15 protein-coding genes are annotated in these 18,383 nt (G+C 64.3%); 8 read left to right on the forward strand and 7 right to left on the reverse strand.

The features are described 5' to 3' along the window. Nucleotides 1-271: 271 nt before the first annotated feature. The 3 genes from AC2T4A_RS20870 (at nt 272) to AC2T4A_RS20880 (ending at nt 4,061) form a co-directional block, all read left to right on the forward strand. Nucleotides 272-1,543 (forward strand): Rid family hydrolase, encoded by a 1,272-nt coding sequence (locus AC2T4A_RS20870; RefSeq protein ID WP_478377937.1) that lies wholly within the window; start codon nt 272-274, stop codon nt 1,541-1,543. 473 nt (nt 1,544-2,016) lie between these two features. Beyond that, a complete protein-coding gene (locus AC2T4A_RS20875) occupies nt 2,017-3,060 on the forward strand; it encodes a sterol desaturase family protein (RefSeq protein WP_478377938.1) in 1,044 nt (347 codons plus the stop codon). A gap of 626 nt (nt 3,061-3,686) precedes the next feature. After that, entirely contained in the window at nt 3,687-4,061 is a 375-nt protein-coding gene (locus AC2T4A_RS20880) for a hypothetical protein (RefSeq protein WP_478377939.1), read from the forward strand. Nucleotides 4,062-4,122: 61 nt separating this feature from the next. Here AC2T4A_RS20880 and AC2T4A_RS20885 read toward each other — a convergent pair whose 3' ends face one another. Genes AC2T4A_RS20885 through AC2T4A_RS20895 form a run of 3 tightly spaced genes read right to left on the reverse strand, consistent with a single transcriptional unit; the run spans nt 4,123 to nt 5,962 of the window. Continuing rightward, nucleotides 4,123-4,365, reverse strand: a complete 243-nt coding sequence (locus AC2T4A_RS20885; RefSeq protein ID WP_478377940.1) for a DUF2790 domain-containing protein — start codon at nt 4,363-4,365, stop codon at nt 4,123-4,125. Beyond that, on the reverse strand, nt 4,362-4,922 hold the full coding sequence (locus tag AC2T4A_RS20890; protein WP_416751765.1) for a cytochrome b: 561 nt from the start codon (nt 4,920-4,922) through the stop codon (nt 4,362-4,364). Before AC2T4A_RS20890 ends, AC2T4A_RS20885 begins: the two co-directional genes overlap by 4 nt. Next, nucleotides 4,922-5,962 carry a catalase family peroxidase gene (locus AC2T4A_RS20895; protein ID WP_478377941.1) on the reverse strand — a complete coding sequence of 347 codons (1,041 nt, stop codon included), beginning with the start codon at nt 5,960-5,962 and terminating at the stop codon, nt 4,922-4,924. Before AC2T4A_RS20895 ends, AC2T4A_RS20890 begins: the two co-directional genes overlap by 1 nt. Before the next feature lie 161 nt (nt 5,963-6,123). Here AC2T4A_RS20895 and AC2T4A_RS20900 point away from each other — a divergent pair, with 161 nt between their 5' ends. Then, on the forward strand, nt 6,124-6,633 hold the full coding sequence (locus tag AC2T4A_RS20900) for a sigma-70 family RNA polymerase sigma factor (RefSeq protein ID WP_478377942.1): 510 nt from the start codon (nt 6,124-6,126) through the stop codon (nt 6,631-6,633). Continuing rightward, nucleotides 6,630-7,385 (forward strand): anti-sigma factor family protein, encoded by a 756-nt coding sequence (locus tag AC2T4A_RS20905; RefSeq protein WP_478377943.1) that lies wholly within the window; start codon nt 6,630-6,632, stop codon nt 7,383-7,385. The genes AC2T4A_RS20900 and AC2T4A_RS20905 overlap by 4 nt, the downstream gene beginning before the upstream one ends. A 182-nt stretch (nt 7,386-7,567) precedes the next feature. Here AC2T4A_RS20905 and AC2T4A_RS20910 read toward each other — a convergent pair whose 3' ends face one another. From AC2T4A_RS20910 to AC2T4A_RS20920, 3 genes are read right to left on the reverse strand one after another with little or no spacing between them, the layout of a single operon-like run. After that, nucleotides 7,568-9,406 (reverse strand): amidohydrolase, encoded by a 1,839-nt coding sequence (locus AC2T4A_RS20910; RefSeq protein ID WP_486741676.1) that lies wholly within the window; start codon nt 9,404-9,406, stop codon nt 7,568-7,570. A 19-nt stretch (nt 9,407-9,425) separates the two neighbouring features. Continuing rightward, nucleotides 9,426-9,980, reverse strand: coding sequence for an antibiotic biosynthesis monooxygenase (locus tag AC2T4A_RS20915; protein WP_416751755.1), 555 nt, complete (start codon nt 9,978-9,980; stop codon nt 9,426-9,428). A gap of 57 nt (nt 9,981-10,037) precedes the next feature. Continuing rightward, the gene (locus AC2T4A_RS20920; protein ID WP_478377945.1) at nt 10,038-11,054 is read right to left on the reverse strand and encodes an alpha/beta hydrolase; all 1,017 of its coding nucleotides are present in this window, start codon (nt 11,052-11,054) and stop codon (nt 10,038-10,040) included. A 455-nt stretch (nt 11,055-11,509) separates the two neighbouring features. On the opposite strand from AC2T4A_RS20920, the gene AC2T4A_RS20925 reads away from it, so the two are divergent. The 3 genes from AC2T4A_RS20925 (at nt 11,510) to AC2T4A_RS20935 (ending at nt 17,427) form a co-directional block, all read left to right on the forward strand. Then, nucleotides 11,510-14,713, forward strand: coding sequence for an autotransporter outer membrane beta-barrel domain-containing protein (locus AC2T4A_RS20925; RefSeq protein ID WP_486741677.1), 3,204 nt, complete (start codon nt 11,510-11,512; stop codon nt 14,711-14,713). 166 nt (nt 14,714-14,879) lie between these two features. Further along, complete coding sequence (locus AC2T4A_RS20930) at nt 14,880-16,883, forward strand: peptidase U32 family protein (protein ID WP_416751749.1); 2,004 nt, start codon at nt 14,880-14,882, stop codon at nt 16,881-16,883. Between the two features lie 142 nt (nt 16,884-17,025). Further along, nucleotides 17,026-17,427, forward strand: coding sequence for a hypothetical protein (locus AC2T4A_RS20935; RefSeq protein ID WP_416751747.1), 402 nt, complete (start codon nt 17,026-17,028; stop codon nt 17,425-17,427). A 124-nt stretch (nt 17,428-17,551) separates the two neighbouring features. Here AC2T4A_RS20935 and AC2T4A_RS20940 read toward each other — a convergent pair whose 3' ends face one another. After that, nucleotides 17,552-18,181, reverse strand: coding sequence for an FMN-binding negative transcriptional regulator (locus AC2T4A_RS20940; protein WP_486741678.1), 630 nt, complete (start codon nt 18,179-18,181; stop codon nt 17,552-17,554). Nucleotides 18,182-18,383: the final 202 nt, after the last annotated feature.

Consider the following 18,383-nt stretch of genomic DNA (forward strand, 5'->3'; position numbering starts at 1 on the left):
CCGAGCTTCCACGGAAGCACCCGCTCCCGCTCACGGCCCACCGCCGAACCATCCCGACTAACGTCCATCGCCAATTGAAACAACCCGGTAAACAGACCCCACTACCCTTGCCTTAAGTCAAAGGGGTCGCCCTCTTCGACCCGATAGTCTGCGCACCTCTCGACGAGTTCGATATCCGTCGTCTGACCAACAGTGGCAACGACCGATAGCGAAGCGACGTAAGCCTTTGCCACGAAACCCACGGATTCCCAGCAAACCAGGGAGCAACCCTATGAGTGGCTACAACGCAGTACTGGCGAGAAACACCGACAAGGCACCCCAGAGCATCGGCCCGTATGCCCAGACCGTCGCCTTCTCCCACTACAACAACCTGTCCGCGCAACTCCCCGTCGACCCCGCCACCGGCAAACTGGTCGCTGGCGGTGCGAAGGAACAGGCCGAGCAGTGCTACAGAAACCTCAAGGCCGTGGTGGAAAGCATCGGCCACAAGCTCGACGACAGCGTCCGCATCTCGATCTTCCTCACCGACATCGGCGACGCCGAAGCCGTGGCCAAGGTCCACGCCGCCTTCTTCCCGGACTACCTGCCGACCCTCACCAGCGTCGCCGTGGCAGCACTGCCGCTGGGCGCCAAGGTACAGGTCGAAGCCCTCATCACCTGCGGCGAAGGCACCATCCCCAACGCCCCGCAGGCCGGCGACCTGATCAAGGTCGAAGGCAGCACCGAGAACGCGCCGCTGAACCCGCTCTCCACCCAGTCCGTCGCCTTCTCCCACTACAACAACCTGTCCGCGCAACTGCCCATCGACCCGCGCAGCGGCAAACTGGTCGCCGGCGGCATCAAGGAACAGGCCGCGCAGTGCCTGCGCAACATCAAGAACATCCTCGAAGGCATCGACGTGCCCTTCGATGACATCGTGCGGATCACCGTCTTCGTGAAGAACCTCACCGACGTCGAAGCCGTGAACCAGGTCTACACCACCTTCTTCCCCGATTCCGCCATCGCCCGCGCCGTCGGCTACTTCCCCGCACGCACCGTGGTGCAGGCGAAAGCCCTGCCACTCGACGCCCTGGTGCAGATCGAAGCCGTGGTCTCCCACGGTGACGGCACGCCGCCGCAAGCGGTGGAAGACCGCCACGGCATCGTCATCAAGGCCCGCAACACTGACGCCGCACCGCGCTGCCCGTACTCCACCCAGACCGTCGCCTTCTCCCACTACAACCACATTTCCGCCCAGCTGCCGCTGGATGTGAAGACCGGTGAACTGGTGGCAGGCGGCGTGAAGGAACAGGCCACGCAGTGCTTCAAGCACCTCAAGGCCATCGTCGAAAGCATCGACCATGCCCTGGCCGATGTGGTGAAGGTCAATCTGTACCTGAAGAACATCGACGACATCGCCGTCGTCGATGAGGTGTACGCGACCTTCTTCCCCGGCGGCACACCGGCGCGCAGAACTGTCGGCGTATCAGCGCTGCCCAAGGGCGCGCTGATCCAGATCGACGCCGTCGTCGGCAATGCCGAAGGCACGCCGCCGGCCGCGTGACGACAAACCGGGGACACCACTCCCCGGCTGACTGCATCCCCTCCCCTCATGCCGAAAGACCCCTCTCCCTTCAGGGAGAGGGCTGGGGAGAGGGAAACGCCCAACTCCACACTCCCCTTTGCGACAGCGCTCTTTGTAGGAGCGAGCTTGCTCGCGAACCCACCCCGCCTCCCATAGCGCAGGCAATCACGCCCTCCGCCACCCTGTCTCCCGCCGCTCCTCACCCATCAACCACGACACCGCCAGCGCCCGGCAGCCGCCCCCTTGGCCTGCATCCGCTGCGCAAATCCCGCCTTACTCGGCCCCTGGTCCCTCAATACTGGCCACATAGGTCCGGGGCCCACCGGCGCGAGCCGCCAGGATGTGCACCCAAGCGCCACTCGCCCTCCTGTCTAAACGAACTGTCGCGCCCCTTTTGCAACTGCTAGAGCAAGAATATTCTGGCCGCAGAACTTAACGGCGCGTAACTCTCCATGCCTGACCTGTTTCACCTCCACCACCACCTGACCACCCTCTTCCTCGAGCCCGTGGCCAACCAGCTCTCCGGCCTTTTCGACCTGAGCGGCCGCGTCGGCGTGGTATTCCTGCTGTGCTCCTACGCCATCGCCTACGCCCTGTTCCGCTTTCGCCAGCAGCGCGGGCTGACGCAGGCGACGTCGTTCTGGCAGTTCATCGGCGGCAGCCGGGTGAATCTGCATCGCTCGGCACTGCTGGATTACCGCTATTACCTGGTGCGCGGGATTCTCAACGTGGCCTTGATGGTGCCCATCGTCGGACTGGTCGATCCGTACATCCTGCGCTCGGGTGACTACATCGCCTTCTTCACCCACCTATGGGGCGCGCGGCCGCAGGTGGGCGAGAACCTTGGGCTGTCGCTGCTCTATGGGCTGGGGGTGTTCCTGGTCAGCGACTTCAAGAACTACTGGGTGCACCGTGCCTTTCACTCGCGCTGGCTGTGGGCGTTCCACAAGGTGCATCACTCGGCGGCGGTGCTGACGCCGATCACGGCGAGCCGCGTGCACTTCGTGGAGAAGCTGGCGGCGAACCTGGCCGGGACCGTGCTGCTGGGCGCCTACGCCGGCGTCTTCTGGTACCTCTGCGGCGGGCAGATCAGCGCCTATACGCTGTTCGGCGTGACTTACATGATCCTGCTGTTCAATGTGCTGGCGACAAACCTGCGCCACAGCCATGTGTGGCTGTCGTTCGGGCCGCTGGTCGAGCACGTGATCAACAGCCCCGCCCAGCACCAGATCCACCACAGCGACGCGCCCCGCCACTTCAACCGGAACTTCGGCATCAACCTGTCGCTATGGGACTGGATGTTCGGCACGCTCTACGTCACCCAGCGGACGCCGGAACCAATCCAGTTCGGCGCCGGGGAACACGACGATGCGAAGTATTCGTCGCTGTGGAGCCTGATCGTTACGCCGTTTGTGGAGACGGTGCGGAAGGTAAGGATGGCAATCGGCACAAAGAAGCGTACTCATCAAGCCAGCAGTAGTACTCGAACGAGTTGAGGTCTTTCAGAAATTTATACGTCCCCACTACGCATTTCCTTCTTTGGCCACAGAACATTCATTCAACAACCCATATGCTAAGCGCTGCCTCGCAAGCATAGCGCCTACATCAATCCAGAACCTCCATCGGCACCATTGACTCTCCCTCAAGAACACCTTTCCGTTCTAATCAACCAAAGAGAAGACAATGGCACTGAATCGCGCACAAATAACGAATATCGTCTTTAACGAGACACGCTCACTTTCTGAAGTCCACATTCAGCAGGCCCGAATCAATGTCGCACACGCGATTATTAACGCGGTCTTGGCGCCCGGACGACGACCCATTTCCGCCCCGGCACATGCGTCTGTTCCGCCGGCAGAAGAGATCATATACACACAATGCAAAGTTGCAGTCGAAAGAATGTTTTCACAGCGCGCAAATAACGAAGACCCAACCTCCGGAGCAAAAAAACTTCAACTTCCGAAAAATTACTCCCGGGCAGCTTTCTATGGAATCCCACTAAAGACTCAAATCGGACCTCTTCAAAACATCTACCCAACGAACGACCTGCCGGCTTCCGGAGTTTACGCGAACACTTATGGGCGCTAACCATTAACCGCAATGACTTAACATCAAGGCAACCATGAAGAAATCAAACAACAAATTAGCGCTTTTAGTCGCATTTGCCATTCCACTTTCGGCTCACGCTGATATCAACGCTTCCGCTGGATGCAAAGCAAATCCAGCGGTGGTCGGTCAATGCAAATCAGTCAAGGGAACTATCGCTTTGCATAACGGCACTCCCTCCATCCGAATTCACCTGGACAAGAGCAAACGGGTCTTAGGGGTTATCCCAGCCGAAAACGAGATCATGCCGCAAGACTTGAAGGAAGAAATCAGTTTCGAGCAAAGCGTTCACGCGCAATTATTAGTTTGCCCATTATCACCTCGCCGCACTGGCACCATGCAGTCCGTGTGCGTCGAGTCTGCAAGTAATATCAAGCTCGTGAAACCCTAATACATGAGCCGTCACGTGGCGTGAGCCTCTTCATGAGGCTCACATTCGAACACCGCGCCTCTCAATTCTCATTCCCACACCCCTGTCCCCACACCGGATACCGCAACGTATGCCGCTGCCCGGCGCTGTCCTCATAGGTCATTTCCACCTCGCGAATCCCGCAGAAATCCAGGTCGGGTGCCTGCACCACGTGCTTGATGTCGAGCTTCTCGCCGTAGTGGTAGTCCTGCGCGACTGGTACCTCCTGCGCGGCGAGGGCCGCGCAGGAGGTGAAAAGGCAAGCTATGGCGAACCAGGGCTTCATGGCCGCTCTCCGGTGGAACCGCGCGGGATTGGCGCGCCGGTCATGCTGGGGAGGACTTCGTCGCGGCGAATCAGGCCGTGGAACAGCGCGGCGGCAAGGTGCAGGAGGATGGTCGCCAGCAAGGCGTAGGCGATGACCGTGTGGGCGCTGCGCAGGACGGTGTGCAACTGCACCGAGGGCGAGACCAGCGCGGGCAGTTCGAAGCCCCCCCAGAGCACGACGGGGTACCCGCCGGCGGATTGCATGGTCCAGCCCACCAGCGGCTGGGCCAGCAGCAGGCCGTAGAGCGCGAGATGCGAAAGGTGTGCGGCGCTGCGCTGCCAGCCGGGCATGTCACTGGGCAACGCGGGGATGCGGTGGGTCAGGCGCACGACGATGCGCAGCAGCACGAGCACCAGCAGCGCGGCACCCAGCGGTTTGTGGATGGCGACCAGGGCAGCATGGCGCGGCGAGACGCTGGCGACCATCCCCAGGCCGATCAGCAGCATGGCGAGCACCAGCACGGCCATGAGCCAGTGCAGCACGCGCAGGGAGAGCGGGAAGTAAGTCGGTTTCATCAGTGGGTCTCCTGGGCCTGCTCACGGGTGCGTCGGTTGAAGGATTCCGAGTAGGCGGCCGAGCGCGCGCTGAGCAGCGGGTCGTCGGAGGCACGGATGCCATCGGGGAGGATCAGCGGGTCGTAGTTGACGTCGCGGCAGTCACCGCCGATTTCCGGCTGCAGGCGTTCGATCACCAGTTCCCCGGCATCGACCTTGCGACGGCTGTCGGGCCAGGCCTGGGTGGCGTCGCGAGTACTGTCGCCAGGTTCACCCAGGGTGAATTGCAGGCGCCAGCGCAGCGGGCCGGCGGCGATGCGCTGGGCCAGTTCCGCGGCGAGGAAGTCGGCGTCGCCGCGTTTGTCCGCGGCCAACGGCTCGACCGGTGCTTCGGGCTGCACAGACCAGCGCACGGGCTGCTCCTTGCCGTCCTTGTTCACCAGATAGAAGGCGTTGAGGCCGTAGTAGGCGCTGTTGGCGTAGCTGGAGGACGGTGTGGAGGACTTCACCCATTGCAGGAAGGGCCCGGTCTCGGGGTGAGCCTTGAAGAAGGCGCCGGCCTTGGCCGGGTCGGGTTTGCCGGTGCCCGGTTGCGGCGCTGTGGCTTCTTGCAGGGCGAAGAAGCTGGCGACGTCGCGGACGACAAATACCGGCATGGCATTCATGCCGGTGCGCCACTCCTGGCCATCTGCCGGCAGGAAGCGCAGCGCCAGGCTGCGGATCGGCGCGGCGCCGTCACTGGCCTTGGGGTTGCCGCCGGGAATGGCAAGTCGCCCGACCACCGGTACGCGGCCGACCGAGAACAGGCTGGCGCGAGACAGGTCGGCCACGCCGCCGTTGCTGTCGAAGTGGCCGATCACGCACAGGCCCTTGGCGTGGTTGCGCCGGTAGCCGGGATAGACGCCGCCGTTGTGCTCCAGGGTATTGATGACCTTGTCCGGGGTGAGCCGCTGCGGGTCGAGCCAGCCGGCGACGTAGGCGAAGACGGCGGCCACGCCGAGTACCACGGCGCCGATGGCCGCCAGGCGCAGGGGCACGTTGGGTGTGGGTGTTTCTGTCATTTCCAGCTCCTCAGGCTTAGGCTGAATGCGTTGAGCCGGTACGACGCACCGTGCGCAGCGTTATTCCCACCCACTGCAAAAGAATTATTTTTCGCCTGGCGGGAATAGATTGCCGCGCGGAGCGTCTTTCTCGCTCGAACCCACCCATTCCTGGCGCCCCGATGCATTCACTGGACGACCATTCACTGCGCGAACTGCTGCCCCGGCTGCGGCGCTTCGCGCTATCGCTGACGCGCAGCGCCAGCAGCGCTGACGACCTGGTGCAGGCCACCCTGGAGAAAGCGCTGTCAGCCTGGACCGGCCGCCGCGACGACGGTGACCTGCGCGCCTGGCTGTTCTCGATCCTCTATCGGCACTTCATCGACGGGCAGCGCCGTGCGCGCCGTTATGCGCGCATCCTCAGCCTGTTCGGCGCGGACAACGCGGTCAGCGCATCGCCGGAGGACATCGTCAGCGCACGCTCGACACTGGAAGCTTTTGAACGACTGCCGGCCGAGCAGCGCGCGTTGCTGGCTCTGGTCAGCGTCGAAGGCCTGAGCTACCGCGAGGTGGCCGAGGCGCTGGATATTCCCATGGGCACCGTCATGTCCCGCCTGTCGCGCGCCCGCACGGCGCTGCGCGCACTGAGCGAAGGACAGACGGCGACACCTTCTTTGCGGGTACTGAAATGAACGAACGCATTCCCGACCGCACTCCCCAGGAACAGGACCTGCACGCCTACCTCGACGATCAGCTGGACCCAGCGCGCCGCCAATGGGTGGAAGCCTGGCTCGCCGCGCATCCGGACGACGCCCGCCGCGTGGAAGGCTGGCGGCAGGATGCGCAGCAACTGCGCGCGGCATTTGCCGGCCAGGCGCGTGGTGTGCCGGAGCAGCTCGATCCGGCGCGGATTCGCCGGCAGGTCCAGCAGCGGCGGCGTTCGCGATTGGCTACAGCGGCGGCGCTGCTGGTGGCGCTGGGTGTCGGCGGCATGGGCGGCTGGCAGATGCGCGGCGACGCGATGCTGCGTGGCATGCTGCCGATGCAGGACGCGGTGCAGGCCTACCGTTTGTTTGCCGATGCCAGCCAGAACGGGCTGGACCTGCGCGATGGCGGCGACCTGCGCGGCTGGCTGGCCCGCTACCTGAAAGATGCCCCGCCACCGCCTTCGCTGGAGCAGGTTGGTTTGAAGACAGTCGGGGCGCGGCTACTCGCGACCGAACAGGGCGCGGCGGCGCTGGTGATCTACGAGGATGGTCAGGGACGGCGATTGACCTTTTTCATCCGTCCGCCAGGACCGCGCCACGAGATGTTGCCACAGGGGCAGCGCACGGATGGCGACCTGCTGGCGCGCTACTGGAGCCAGGGTGGCTACAACTACGCACTGGTGAGCCGCAGCGATGATCCGCAGGCCCAGGCGGTGGGTCAGTTGGTGGGGTTCTAGCGGAACGGACTCGGTCAGTACGCACTCTGTTCGCGATTTGCGAACAAGGAGCGTACCGAAGCTACCTGTAGGAGCGAGCTTGCTCGCGAAGTGCCCAGCACCCTATCGATCCGGCGTGAGGCGGGTTCGCGAGCAAGCTCGCTCCTACACAAGAGCTTTCGGCGTAGGCCGCTGCGCCAGTTTCAGAACGCGAAGCAGGAACAACCAAAAGCGCCCCAGAACCCCTGGAAGTCACTCACCGGCACGCTGGATTGCCGTGCGCGTTCGTGGCTGTGGCCATGCACGCCGCAGGAGCCGGCGCACTGGTGCACGGCCTGCTGTAGCGGGCCTTGCGGGCGCCAGTGGCCGGGGACCTTGGCCACCGGCGACCAGTCTGGCAGCACTGGGATCGCCGTCGGCGCCTGGCGCTCGAAGTCGCCGCTACCGAACACCACGCGGCCGTCCACCACGGTCAGCACCGATTCGATGACCTTGATCTCTTCCTCCGGCACGTTGAAGTAGTCCGCCGAGAGCACGGCCACGTCGGCCATCTGCCCGACCTTGATCATCCCTTTCTTGCCCTGCTCGTTGGAGAACCAGGCGCTGCCGTGGGTGTAGAGCTGCAGCGCGGTGGCGCGAGACAGCCCTTCGGGATAAAGCTCCATGCCTCCGACTGTCTTGCCGCTGACCATCCAGTACAACGAAGTCCAGGGGTTGTAGCTGGAAACACGGGTGGCATCGGTGCCAGCACCCACGGGGACGCCTTCGGCCAGCATGCGTTTGATCGGCGGAGTCGCCTCGGCGGCTTGCTTGCCGTAGCGGTCGACAAAGTACTCACCCTGGAAAGCCATGCGGTCCTGGATGGCGATGCCGCCGCCCAGCGCCCTCACCCGCTCGATGTTCTTCGGCGAGATGGTCTCGCAGTGGTCGAAGAACCAGTGCAGGCCGTTGAACGGGATGTCCTGGTTGACCTTCTCGAACACATCGAGCATCCGCGAGATGGATTCGTCGTAGGTCGCGTGGAGGCGGAACGGCCAGCGTTGCTCGACCAGATGGCGCACCACCGGCTCCAGCTCGGCTTCCATGCTGCCGGGCAGGTCCGGGCGCGGCTCGAGGAAGTCCTCGAAGTCGGCCGCCGAGAACACCAGCATTTCGCCGGCACCGTTATGCCGCAGGAAGTCGCTGCCCTGGCCGTACTTGACGCTGCTGGTCCAGTTCTTGAAGTCCGCCAGCTCTTCCTTGGGCTTCTGGGTGAACAGGTTGTAGGCGATGCGCACGGTGAGCTGGTTGTCTTTCTCCAGCTGCTCGATCACCTGGTAGTCGTCCGGGTAATTCTGGAAGCCGCCGCCGGCGTCGATGGCACTGGTGACCCCCAGGCGGTTCAGCTCGCGCATGAACTGGCGGGTGGAGTTGACCTGGTAGTCGAAGGGCAGCTTCGGCCCCTTGGCCAGGGTCGCGTAGAGGATCATCGCATTGGGCCGCGCCACCAGCATGCCGGTGGGCTCGCCGTTGCTGTCGCGGACGATCTCGCCACCGGGCGGGTTGGGTGTGTCCTTGGTGTAGCCGACGACGCGCAACGCGGCGCGGTTGAGCAGCGCGCGGTCATACAGGTGCAGGACGAACACCGGAGTGTCCGGCGCGGCCTGGTTCAACTCTTCGATGGTCGGCATGCGCTTTTCGGCGAACTGGAATTCGTTCCAGCCACCGACCACGCGCACCCACTGCGGCGACGGCGTGCGCAGGGCCTGCTCCTTGAGCAGGCGCAGGGCGTCGGCCAGGGACGGCACGCCTTCCCAACGCAGCTCGAGGTTGTAGTTCAGCCCGCCACGGATCAGGTGCAGGTGCGAGTCGTTGAGGCCAGGAATCGCAGTGCGCCCTTTGAGGTCGATGACGCGGGTGGCGCCGGCGCGCAAGGCCATGGCTTCGGCCTCGGTGCCCACGGCGATGAACTTGCCGTCGGCGATGGCCACGGCGGTGGCCTCGGGTTTCTCGCGGTCGACGGTGTGGAAGCGGCCGTTGGTCAGGATCAGGTCGGCGTACATGGGCAAGTTCCTCTTTCGATCAGCGGGCATTGAGCCAAGCGGAGAACAGGCGCGTGGCCCGTGGCATGAAAACGTAGACCACCAGCAGGACGATGGTCGCGACGATGAGCATGTTGGCCGGCACGAAGCCGCCCAGCAGCGGGATTTGCGTGAACAGCGGGCGCCAGAGCTGCGGCACCAGCATCACCAGCGGCAGGATGACCAGATACGAGACGGCAGCCTGCTTCCAGCGCGGCGGTTGCTTCTGCGTGTTTTCCGGGGAGGTGAACCAGAACTCGTGGGCCTTGTGCAGCTCCTTCTGTTCGCCTTCGAGCAGGTGCGGGTCAGCGCGTTCGATCAGCTCACGGCGCTGCGGCGAGTCCAGCCAGGCTTGCAGTTCGTTGGCGCTGGCGAAGCGCAACACCGAAGTGAAGTGTTCGCCCTGACGCATCACGTCCACCCCCTGGTGGCCGGGGAACTCGCTGGCGGCGCGGGTCAGCTCGCGCAGGATGGCTTCATAGGCGGCGACACTGTCGGGGCGGGCACGGTGGCGGATGATCAGGGTGACGGATTCTTGCTGCGTGGTCTGGCTCATGTGGGTTCCCTCCAGAGAAGTGGCCTCCCCCGCCTGGCGGCGAGGGAGGTAAGCGGCTTACTGCAGGTGGACCTTCAGTTCCTGGCCGGCCTGGCGCATGGCGGCTTGAACGGCCGGTACTTTGCTCACCACGTTGAGCAGACCGTAGTCGTGGATCATTCCGTTGTAGCGCACGGACGTGACAGCCACACCAGCGGCGTCGAGTTTGCGACCGTAGGCTTCGCCTTCGTCACGCAGCACGTCGGATTCGGCGGTCTGGATCAGGGTCGGCGGCAGCCCCTTGAGCTGGTCGGTCGTGGCACGCAATGGAGAAGCGTAGATCTCGGCGCGCTGTTTCGGGTCGGTGGTGTAGCTGTCCCAGAACCACTGCATCATCGGCTTGGTAAGGAAATGCCCTTGGGCGAACTGGTTGTAGGAACCGGTCTCGAAGCTCGCGTCAGTCACCGGCCACAGCAGGGCCTGGAAGCGCAGCTTGGGCGTGCCCTTGTCCTTGGCCATCAGCGCGACTACCGCCGCCATGTTGCCGCCCACGCTGTTGCCGGCCACGGCCAGGCGCTTGCCGTCGACATTGAGTTCCTTGCCATGCTCGGCCACCCATTTGGTGGCGGCATACGCCTGGTTGATCGCTACCGGGTAATGCGCCTCGGGGGACGGGGTGTAGTCGACGTAGACCGCCACTGCGCCGGAGTTCACCACCAGGTCGCGGATCAGGCGAGCGTGGGTTGGGTAGTCACCCAGCACCCAGCCGCCGCCATGGAAGTACATGAACGCGGGCAGCGTGCCCTTCACGCCGGCCGGGCGAACGATGGTCAGCTTCACCGGGCCGACGTCGGTCTGCACGGTCTTCTCGCTGACCTGGGTGCCGGAGAGGTCGACCTTCACCGAAGCCTGTGCGCCGGTCAGGACGGCACGAGCGTCTTTGGGCGAGAGGGTTTCCAGTGGCTGGCCCTTGCCCGCTTCCAGGGCCTCGAGGAAGGCCTGGGTGTTGTGTTCGACGGTGGGATTGCCGGCGGCGAAGGCATTGCCGATGGCCAGTGCGAGGGAAGCGGCGAGCAGGGATTTCTTGGCGTTCATGATTCGGTTCCTTGAAAGTGGGAGAGGTATTCCGAGAGGACGAACGAATCTTGATCCATGCCTGCAAAGCGCGGAATAGACAGGGTTGCAGGGTCACTTTGCAGTTCTGCAAGGGCACCGAGCTGCCCTGTGCAGTGCTGCATGGGCGGCGGTTTGCGCACCTTCAAGGCCGGTGCGTATTGAGGCAGGTCACGTGGGATCTGGCCTTCTCATGACGTTTCTCAATACCCATGCCGGAATCGAAATCCTTCTGACATAACTCAACGGTGCTTCCCGGCCCGTCGGTCGACAATCGCCCCGACACCAACCCCCGTGAGCGACTCACAGTGCCAGGACACCACCACTGAAACCCACCTTCCCACCCCTTCTCGCCAGGATCTCGCTGGCGCGGCACACGGAAAACGAGCACCCGGGTTCTCTTCACCCATCCCGCCGAGAGGCGGTAGGAAACCGTGATGAAGAACACCCCATTGATGCTTCTACTGGCCAGCCCGCTGGCCGTGGCCACCGCAACGGCGGCCAACAGCGTCACCGAAACCGACCAGCGCTACACCGCCAACCAGAGCGGCCAATACGAAGACTTCACCCAGGTCGGGACCATCAAGACCTTTGCCGTGAGCAATGGCGCGATCATCACCATGACCGGGCCCAGCGGTTCGCCCCTGGTGCTGACCGGCGTCAGCGGCAAGGTCGACGGCAATACCCTGGATATCAAGGGTGCCAATAGCCTGGTCACCGTCAACGGTGACATCACCTACAACTACGGCAGCAATACCAACCTCAACAGCAAGTACGTTTACAACGGTATCGCCGTGACCGCTGGCGGGCGCTTCGTGCTCAACGGCAACCTCACCGCCACCTCGACCAGCTCGGGCTACAACAGCCCGAAAAGCGCGATGTACGTGGACGGCGCAACCTCCAGCGCCGAGCTCAACGGCAATGCCAACCTGACCATCGCCGGCGGCAAGGGCCTGTTCGCCGCCAACGGCGGAACCATCGACATGACCTCGAAAGATGGCGCGCCCTATGTGCTGGCGGTCACCAACAAGTCGAGCCAGCGATCGGTGGAGGCCAACAATGGCGGCACCGTGACCCTCGACCTGGTGGACATGAACGGCACTGGCTTCAGCAACGGCGTGGGCCTGTATGCCACGAAGAATTCGTCGATCACCTTCATGGGCGGCGATTTCAACCAGGGCAGCAACAGCCGCTACGGCGCCAACGCCCTGTTCGCGCTGAACCATTCCAGCGTCACCGCTACTGGTTATGACGGTGGCCACCTGCGGATCAAGACCGCCGGCAACAACGAGATCGGCGCCTGGGCCACCGGCAACTCGCAGGTGACCATCAACAGCGAGAAGCATCAGGACTTCCAGACGGTGATCCACACCACCGGCAGCGGACAGTCCCATGGCCTGGCCGCCGGCTCCCTGGGTGGCGGCAACGCCAGCGCCCCCACCGACAGCACCGGCCACGCCGGCTCGCAGTACGGCAACTCCGACGTCACGGTGTACGGCAAGACCGACATCACCACCGAAGGCAAGGACTCCGCCGGCCTGCGAGTGATGGGCGACGGCGCGCAGATCACCCTCACCCCGCTGGTGGCCGGCGTGCGCAACAGCATCAACTCCGCCGCCAGTGCGATCCGCTATTCATTCGCCAATGGCTACAGCCTCGCCAGCAACGGTGATCGCCTCGAAGGCGGCCAGGTCATCAATCTGACCGATACCGACATGGCGCACCTCGACGGCGCCACCGGCACCGCCGGCCTGATCGAGGTTGGAGGCCTCGTCGGGCGTACCAGCGACGGCCAGAACGCCGGCATCATGAACGTCGCCGATGCGGTCAAGGACGCCACCCTGAACCTGGCCAACAGCAGCGCCACCGCCCAGGACGGGCGCAGCCTGTTCAACGTCAACGCCAGCCAGAACAGTGCCGACGGCGTGTTCGCCAGCAGCTTCACGCTCAATGCCGAGGGCAGCGAGCTGGTAGGCCGTGCGGTGACCGACAGCACCCAGGCGACCGACGGCAGCGTCAGCAGTGCCACCCTCAACCTCAAGGGCTCGCGCTGGTACCTGCTGGACAAGAACAGCAGCGAGGCCAATCACTACGCCGCCTCCAACCTCACCGCGCTGGACCTGCAGGACGACTCGCAAGTCTTCCTCAACAGCCGCGAGTCCTGGCAGAGCGGCTTCGCCGCCAACCAGCCCGCGCATTACGGCAGCCTGCAACTGGGCTCGCTCAGCGGCGCCGGGGCGTTCCACTTCTACACCGACATCGTCAACCAGCTGACCGACAAGCTGACCATCAGCGAAAGCGGCGGCAGCACCGGCAGCCATTCGGTGCTGGTCGCCAACGATGGCTCGCAGAGCACCCTGGGCGACGAGCGCATCGAGATCATCGAAACCAATGGCGGCAGTGGCCAGTTCGGATTGTACGAAGGTGCGCTGGTGGAACTGGGCGGCAACACCTATGCCCTGCGCAAGAACGAGGATGACAACTGGGAACTGTATGGCTACACCGCGCCGCCGGTAGACCCGGGTCCCCCCGATCCGATCGACCCTACACCTCCTGGCCCGATTGATCCCCAGCCGCCAGTTGATCCGGTACCTCCGGTTGACCCGATACCGCCGGTAGACCCCACGCCTCCGGTCGATCCCACACCGCCAGGCCCGAGCGAGCCCGGCGATCCAGTCGCGCCGACCCCGCCCGGCCCGGGACCAGGCCCCGGCACTTCGACCACCCGCGCCTTCCACGCGCAGGTGCACACCAACTACCTGCTGTCCTACCTCGACATGCAGACTCTGCTGCAACGCCTGGGCGAGCTGCGTTACACCGAGCGCGACACCGACGGCAACGTCTGGTTGCGCACCAACGGCGGCCGGCTGCACTCCTTCGCCGGCAGCAACTTCGACGGCTACCGCCTGAGCTACCAGGGCATCCAGCTCGGCCTGGACCGCCGCGTGCCGATCAGCAGCGGCGACCTGTTCATCGGCGCCATGCTCGGCCACACCGAGGCCGACCAGAGCTTCGACGAAGGCAGCGGCGGCGCCCGCAACACGCAGGTCGGCATCTATGGCACCTGGCTGCACGAGAACGGTTTCTACATCGACGCTGTGCTCAAGGCCGCACACCTGAAGAACAACTTCAGCGTCAACGACACCCAGGGCAACCGTGTGAAGAGCTCCGGCAGCAGCAAGGGTTACTCCGCCTCGGTGGAAACCGGCAAGCGCTTCACCCTGCACCGTGAGAAGGACAGCCAGTGGTTCGTCGAACCCCAGGCGCAACTGGTCTACACCGACCAGGGCGGCTTCTCCTCGCGAGCCAGCAACGGCCTGAAGATCCACTACGACGACTACGACTCGCTGCTGGCCCGCGCCGGTGGCATCGTCGGCTACGAGCTGAGCAACGCCAAGCACAAGTCCGAGGTTTACCTGAAGGGTGGCTATGTGCGCGAACTGATGGCCGATGACATTGGCTACCGGATCAACGGCACGCCCAAGCAGAGTTCGGACTTCAGTGGCGGCTGGCGCGAAGCGGCGGTGGGCGTCTCCACGCGTCTTGCCGAAGGGCACAGCCTGTTCATGGAAGTGGGCTACCGCGATGGCGACAACTTCGACCAGAACCACGCCAACGTCGGCTATCGGTTCGAATACTGAGTCGCCGGGGCGGCTGGCAACGGCCGCCCCGTTCTATCAGGCCTGCCGTGGCGCACCGTCCGGCACGCCACGGGTGCCGGCGGGGCATTTGGCCGGTACAATGCGCGATTGCCCGTGCCATACCTGAAAAGCACACCTGATAAGCACGCCTGATAAAGAAGAAACCATGTCCTTGCCCAAACACCATCTGGAACTGCTCAGCCCTGCCCGCGATGTGCATATCGCCCGCGAGGCCATCCTGCATGGCGCCGACGCCGTCTACATCGGCGGCCCGAGCTTCGGCGCGCGGCACAATGCCTGCAACGAAGTGAGCGATATCGCCCAGTTGGTGGAGTTCGCCCATCGCTATCACGCGCGGGTGTTCACCACGATCAACACCATCCTCCACGACAATGAGCTGGAGCCGGCCCGCGCGCTGATCCACCAGCTCTACGACGCCGGTGTCGATGCGCTGATCGTGCAGGACCTCGGGATCATGGAGCTGGACATCCCGCCAATCGAGCTGCACGCCAGCACCCAGACCGACATCCGCACCCTGGAGCGGGCGAAGTTCCTCGATCAGGCCGGCTTCTCCCAATTGGTGCTGGCCCGCGAGCTGAACCTTGCAGAAATCCGCGCCATCGCCGACGAGACCGATGCCGCCATCGAATTCTTCATCCACGGCGCGCTGTGCGTGGCCTTCTCCGGCCAGTGCAATATCTCCCACGCCCAGACCGGCCGCAGCGCCAACCGCGGCGACTGCTCCCAGGCGTGCCGCCTGCCCTATACCCTGAAGGACGACCAGGGCCGCGTGGTGGCCTTCGAGAAGCACCTGCTGTCGATGAAGGACAACAACCAGAGCGCCAACCTCAGCGCGCTGGTGGACGCTGGCGTGCGCTCCTTCAAGATCGAAGGGCGCTACAAGGACATGGGCTACGTGAAGAACATCACCGCCTATTACCGCCAGCGCCTGGACGGCATTCTCGCCGAGCGCCCGGACCTGGCCCGCGCCTCCAGCGGCCGCACCGACCACTTCTTCGTGCCGGACCCGGACAAGACCTTCCACCGCGGCAGCACCGACTACTTCGTCAGCGACCGCAAGATCGATATTGGCGCCTTCGACTCGCCGACCTTCACCGGCCTGCCGGTGGGCACCGTGGAAAAGGTCGGCAAACGCGACATGACGGTGGTAACCAAGGACCCGCTGTCCAACGGCGACGGCCTCAACGTGCTGGTGAAGCGCGAAGTGGTCGGCTTCCGCGCCAACATCGCAGAACCCAAGGGCGAATTCGAAGAAGACGGCGAGAAGCGCTACCGCTACCGCGTCGAGCCCAACGAGATGCCCGAAGGCCTCTACCGCCTGCGCCCGAACCACCCGCTGTCGCGCAACCTCGACCACAACTGGCAGCAGGCGCTGCAGAAGACGTCCGCCGAGCGCCGTGTCGGCCTGTCCTGGATCGCCAGGCTGCGTGAAGAGCGCCTGGAACTGACCGCCACCAGCGAGGAAGGCGTCAGCGCCAGCGTCGCCCTGGACGGCCCGTTCGGCGTCGCCAACAAGCCGGAACAGGCGCTGGACCAGTTGCACGACCTGCTCGGCCAGTTGGGCACCACCCAGTACCACGCCGACCAGATCGAGCTGGACGCCCCGCAGGCGTTCTTCATCCCCAATTCCCAGCTCAAATCGCTGCGCCGCGAGGCCATCGAGGCGCTCACCGAAGCCCGCGTACAGGCGCACCCGCGCGGTGGCCGCAAGGCCGAGACCAACCCGCCGCCGGTGTACCCGGAGTCGCACCTGTCGTTCCTGTACAACGTGTACAACGAGAAGGCCCGCGCGTTTTACCACCGCCACGGCGTACAGCTGATCGACGCGGCCTACGAGGCCCACGAGGAAACGGGCGAAGTGCCGGTAATGATCACCAAGCACTGCCTGCGCTTCTCCTTCAACCTGTGCCCGAAACAGGCCAAGGGTGTCACCGGCGTGCGCACCAAGGTGCAGCCGATGCAGCTGATCCACGGCGACGAAGTGCTGACCCTGAAGTTCGACTGCAAGCCGTGCGAGATGCACGTGATCGGCAAGATCAAGGGCCACATCCTCGGCCTGCCGCAGCCAGGCAGCGAGGGCGTGAGCAACATCGTCGGGCAGATCAGCCCGGAAGACCTGCTTAAGACCATTCGCAAGCCGGCTCACTAAGGTTCTTTTGTAGAAGCGAGCTCGCTCGCGAACGAGTTTGCCGGCGGCTCCAGTGCCGCAAGGCTCGCGAGCAAGCTCGCTTCTACAAAGAGCAAGAACAGTCCCCCTGCGCAATTCCCCGATCCCCCGCTATGATCGGGACATGCCCACCACTCTCCCGCTCCGCCAGCAATGCCCGCCCGGCGCCTGCAACTGCCACCGGGAACGCCTGCTGGAAACCCCCAACGCCGACCTGCGCATCCTGCTGCTGACCCGGCACGAGGAACAGCGCCTGCTGGAGCGCCTGGAAAACCTCAAGGACCTGGGTGACCTCCAGCGTCTGCAACAGAAGCTCTACGACCAACTCGGCATCCGCCTGCACATCGCGCCCGGCTTCAATGAAGTGCGCACCATGCGCGGCATCGAGTTCGACTTCGACGAGCAACCCGGCCTGTGCCGCAAGACTCGCCAGGCCATCCCAGCCGCGATCCGCCGAGGGCTGGAGAAGAACCCGGAAATCGCCTGGCGCCTGCTCGACTCCCACGATCTGCTCGGCGGGTTCTGAGCCGTGCCAGGTTTCGGGGAACTCCTGTAGGAGCGAGCTTGCTCGCGAACCGATGCCCCCGGTAGCTCTGCTGCCAAGGCGGTTCGCGAGCAAGCTCGCTCCTACAACTGGCCTGGAGTCCAGGCTATTGCGGAACGTCCTTCGAGCTGACCATGGCCCCGGCCAGCTCGGTGCTGCCGCGCTGCTGCAGCTCGGCGGCAGCGCCCAGCCGATCGCGATCTTCCTTGTTCTGGCTGAGCTTGGACTTGCCGACGATCTCGCTGATTTCCACCTCGATGCCGACGATGTTGGCCAGCATGCCGCTGATGAACTCCGGGGTGGAGTCGCTCATCTTCCACGGTTTTTCCTCGCCGGCCTCGTGGGTGCGGGTCAGGCGGCCGACCACGCCGCGCACGAAGCGCTCCTCATCCATCACCTTCAGGCGTCCGCGTACGTGCACCACCTGGTAGTTCCAGGTCGGCACCTGGCGGTGCGCCTCGTGCTTGCTCGGGTACCAGTTGGGCGAGACGTAGGCGTGCTCGCCACGGAAGATCACCAGCACCTCCTCGCCGTCGGCCTCCTGCCATACCGGGTTGCTGCGGGCCACGTGGGCGCGCAGCAGCGGTTTCTCGCTCGACAGCTCCAGCTCGAACGGCAGGTGGTTGGCGTCCAGCAGACCGTCGTGGCCAGTGACCAGGATGCCCAGGGGGTAGTCGCGGATCAGCCGATGCAGCTCGTCCGGGCGGGTTTCCTCGAAATGCGAAGGTACGTACATGAAAAGCCTCGACAACAGGTGATGGCGGTCATCATGCCGCCGCATTGGCACCCAATAAAGATCCATTGGCAACCCTGGCGACAGGACCAATCCGGGGCGAGCGAATATTTGGTACGCCCCATGCATCGCCCCGCTGGACGGCAAGGTGCCGCCACCCTACTCTAGCCCTTGGCCAGCATTCGCCCTGGATGGCAGACACAGG

This window comes from Pseudomonas sp. PVC-3-1 (assembly GCF_057444315.1).